The following is a 3,979-nucleotide window of genomic DNA, read 5'->3' as shown; positions in this document are numbered from 1 at the left end:
TTAACTAACCCAACTTTTCTATTCTAAAAACTACTTTGTAGGACGCAGGGACTGCCGTGGGGATTTTTTTTTATTATTGGATTTTTTTTTTATAGTAACGAAGCGCCTGATAGCTTCCGCAGCTCTTCATCCATCAATTTATCGAAGCATCGAAAAATCCAAAAATCGAAGTTCGCAATCGTTTGCGTAACTAGAGTAAAAAAAAAGGATATCCTCCTCATTGCAAGCGCTTTTGCCAGCCCTGTACCCTTTTTCCTAAATATCTGCTGCTTTGGGTTGTACAATTGAAATAAACATCCTACTTTTAAAGTGCGAGTTTAAAATAGAATCTATCCGTACAGCCGAGGCAAAAGTTGCAGCGGCGGGCGGGTTGTGCGAGCAATAATCAGAGAGGCTTCCCTCCTTTTTTATGCGCTGCTATGGGTTGAAGGATGGCTGTTTTTTTTTAAACCTATCCTACCCTTTTCCCACCCGAATACAGGGCGACAAAAGTCAAGGCGGCTTTATAAAGAGGGCATTAAAAAGGTTCGTTCTCATATCTAGAGGTTTTATGGAACGATGTTCTGAATGTGAAGATCCTGCAAAAAAAGCACGGAGCGGTCTCACACTTTAGACTCATGGGCGACCAAACCCATCTTAAAAATCTTTCGATTTAAAAGTTATCTCCTAAAGCTTACGTGAGAACCGCTCGCATGCCGTATGCAAAAGTAGGAAACTTTTTGACATGGAGCGATTTCACGATACTCTCGAAGATAAAATTGGTCGTTTTGAGTCGAGATTCATCGTTTTAATTATTCCAAAAGGGCTAATTGTCAATTCGCTAGAACAAATATAATAAAATAACTGGAATATAATGCAAGTTTTTTAAATAATGACAAAAAAAATTAATAACATAAAAAAAGCTATTAAAGATTCTTCTTTACAAGTCGTTGCATTAGCACTCTATCTAGATTTAGACGATACAACAATTAGTAAATGGAACTCAAATACAGCTCAACCAAGTTTAAAGCGATTAAATGAAGTTGGTGAAATATTAGAAGTCGACAACATAGATTTGATTCAATCTATTCCGAGAGAGTCAACTGGGTTGGCAACAGCTCTACAAAATGAATATAAACGATTACTTAAAATTGGTATGTCTACCAAGATTAAAATATCTGATAATAATGGAGAAATCAAGGAAGTTAACAATCCTGAATTTGTGAAAGCTCTTCAAGAATTTGTTAATGATTACAGAAAAAATAACTCATAATACGTTGGAATACCCATGCTCGTGTTCAAATCCTTTCGCGATTTTCAAATAATATAAAAAAATTCGTTTACATTAGCTATTCCAAAGACCTAAGAGAAATACCGATCTCTACTTTCCCTTTTAAATTATTCTGTACTTTACGGAAAACCGTAATTAACCTATTGATAATTTGTTTATTATTGTATAAAATATGCTAAAAGTTAGCCCTATACAACCTAAATTAGGTGTATATGTCTGATTTTGTCAGACATATACACTAGTTATGTGGCATTGTGAAACGAACGAACCCAAATTAACGAATGGATAAACAAACCAAACTTATTGTAATTGTCTTTTGCTTCATCAAATTGACACTTCATTTGGTAGCTGACTTTAATTCAGGATTTCAAGGGGATGAACTGCTACATATAGAAACGGGAAAACATCTTGCATTCGGATATATGGAATTTCCGCCCTTGATTGGTGTCTTGGCATTTATCCAAAACTTACTGCAATCAGAATCCGTATTTGTCCATCACATTTTTGCACATCTTTCAGCGATTCTCGTATTAATACTTGTTTCAAAAATCACGACAGAATTAGGAGGGAAAGCAAAAGCCGTGTTTTTGGTTTTGTTATGCATTATTATCGCCCCAGCTTTTGGGCGTTCGCAACAATTGTTTCAGCCAGTTGTTTTCAGCCAATTGTTTTGGGTACTGAACTTTTACTTCCTTTTCAAATATGTTAAGTTTCTCGACAGGAAATACGTTTGGTTGTTGACTTTTTCTACCGCATTGGCATTCCTGACCAAATATGATGCTGTATTCTTTATTTTTGGGGTTTCAGCTTTACTATTTTTCAAAAAAACAAGACAAGCATTGCTTGAACACAAATTTTGGTGGAATATTCTCGTATTTATTTTATTGGTAAGCCCAAATATTATTTGGCAATACGCAAACGATTTTCCTGTCTTAAAAATGTTCAACCGACTTTATGAAACCCAATTGGACAGATTAACACCCTTGCAGGTTTTTGGAGACCTTGTAGTGTCATTAAACCCATTGACTTTGTTGGTTTGGGGAGCAGGAATAATTTCTATGTTCCACGACCAAATGAGAAGATACAGTCCTTTGATTATTTCAATTTTGCTATCAACTGCACTTTTGGCTTTTAGTAAAGGAAAAGGATATTATTTCTACCCTATTGTGCTTACGATTCTTCCTTTTGGCGGTGTATTTTGGGAAAGCATTGTGCTAACCAAAAGAAAATGGGCAATCTACCCGCTGAGTTTTGTATTGTTATCGGGGATATTTCTTATCCCATTTGGAATGCCCGTTTTCCCATTGGAAAGTTATCTGAAAAATGATTACCCCTATGAAAAAAGAGAGACGGTGCCTGGTGGGCAATATAATGTCAGATTTGAAGAACGATATTCAAAAGAAAAGTGGGATGAAACTCTCAACGAACTAAAATCCGTTTATGACAGCTTGCCAAAAACAGAAAAAGAAAACACCCTAATTTGGGGAAAACACTACGGACAAGCAGGTGCTTTAAACCTATTTGGAAAAAAGCACGGTTTACCACATTCATTTTCATTGCACGGAAGTTTCTACCTATGGTTTCCTACTGGACAGATGCCTCAAACAACCATTGCTTTGAGGTATAGTGACAGAACCGGAAAACGGTTTTTCGAGCCTTATTTTGAAGAGGTTATTCCTGCTAAATCTATATACAACCCGTATGCGAAAGAGGAAGAAGACCTCTGGCAGACGATTTTTATTTGTAAAAAACCAAAACAGACTTATGACGAACTCAAAGAGCTATTTAAAAATAGAGTATTCGAATAACAACGCCACATAACAGCAAGCAAAAATAATTGCCGAGTTTTCAGGTAGTGGGAGCTTTGTTTTCACGAAGAATATTTTATCTTGCCGACAGTACGCGGTTCGCTTTCATCGGCAACTATTCCTGCTCGCAACCGTTGGGAAAAATCGCCCTTCGGGACAATTTTTCCCAATTTGACCAAACATTGAACAAAACATTAAAATACGGACTTCTGATTTTCGGAATTGCAATAATCGCAGTTATCGGATTTGTTAGTTACGGACTTTACCTAATGGAAATTGAAGACCATTATGGAGATATACAAAACTTCCACTTTAAATCTAAAAATGGAGATTTAATAATAAATAAATCGACATCGGAATTTGGAATTGTAGAAAAAACGTGGAAAAGATTAAACATAAGAACAAACGAGAAAGACTCAACCGATTTATATTTTTGGGTTTATAAAAACGGGGTTCAAACCAAAGCAGAAGTTTACCGACCAAAAGACGGTGGAATTGAACTGAACGGGATTACATACTCTGAACTAATGAAAAAAATTGACAACTCAGAATTGAAACTAATAACTCGGAATTAAAAAACTGCGTAGAACAGCTAAGGCTTCGTTGCGTCTGAAAGACGAACAATGAAGCCTGTGTTGAACGGAACCGCTCTACATCCCTCCCTTATGGGGTTTACGATACATGAGTAAGAAGAATTTCAAGAGGCTATTGTGCCTCTTTTTTTTTGAAGTAGCTTTTCAGGTATTTTTCCTTCACTTTCGGGCACAAGTGCCCTTACCCATAAAGTTAGTTTTCACAGGGATTGGTTTTTTGGCTGACGCCAAGATACCAAGCAGGAGGACCGCGCTGGTCAAAAAGGGCTATCCGGTGTAAATTGCCCGTTCTGCAGCACGGACATTTG

At 36.7% G+C, this 3,979-nt stretch carries 3 protein-coding genes and 1 pseudogene; 3 read left to right on the top strand and 1 reads right to left on the bottom strand.

Features of this window, described 5'->3' with window-relative positions:
• The first annotated feature begins 871 nt into the window (after positions 1 to 871).
• The 3 genes from EG849_RS10870 (at position 872) to EG849_RS10860 (ending at position 3,653) form a co-directional block, all read left to right on the top strand.
• Positions 872 to 1,252 carry a hypothetical protein gene (locus EG849_RS10870; protein WP_125013114.1) on the top strand — a complete coding sequence of 127 codons (381 nt, stop codon included), beginning with the start codon at positions 872 to 874 and terminating at the stop codon, positions 1,250 to 1,252.
• 299 nt (positions 1,253 to 1,551) lie between these two features.
• A complete protein-coding gene (locus EG849_RS10865; protein ID WP_125013113.1) occupies positions 1,552 to 3,078 on the top strand; it encodes an ArnT family glycosyltransferase in 1,527 nt (508 codons plus the stop codon).
• Positions 3,079 to 3,107: 29 nt separating this feature from the next.
• Entirely contained in the window at positions 3,108 to 3,653 is a 546-nt protein-coding gene (locus tag EG849_RS10860; protein ID WP_125013112.1) for a hypothetical protein, read from the top strand.
• Positions 3,654 to 3,864: 211 nt separating this feature from the next.
• Here EG849_RS10860 and EG849_RS16105 read toward each other — a convergent pair.
• Positions 3,865 to 3,979: pseudogene (locus EG849_RS16105) on the bottom strand (IS91 family transposase); the annotation flags it as partial.

This window comes from Flavobacterium macacae, assembly GCF_003865365.1.
Taxonomy (GTDB): domain Bacteria; phylum Bacteroidota; class Bacteroidia; order Flavobacteriales; family Flavobacteriaceae; genus Flavobacterium; species Flavobacterium macacae.
The sequence above is the reverse complement of the archived record's forward strand: the minus strand, read 5'-3'. Positions and strand labels throughout refer to the sequence as shown.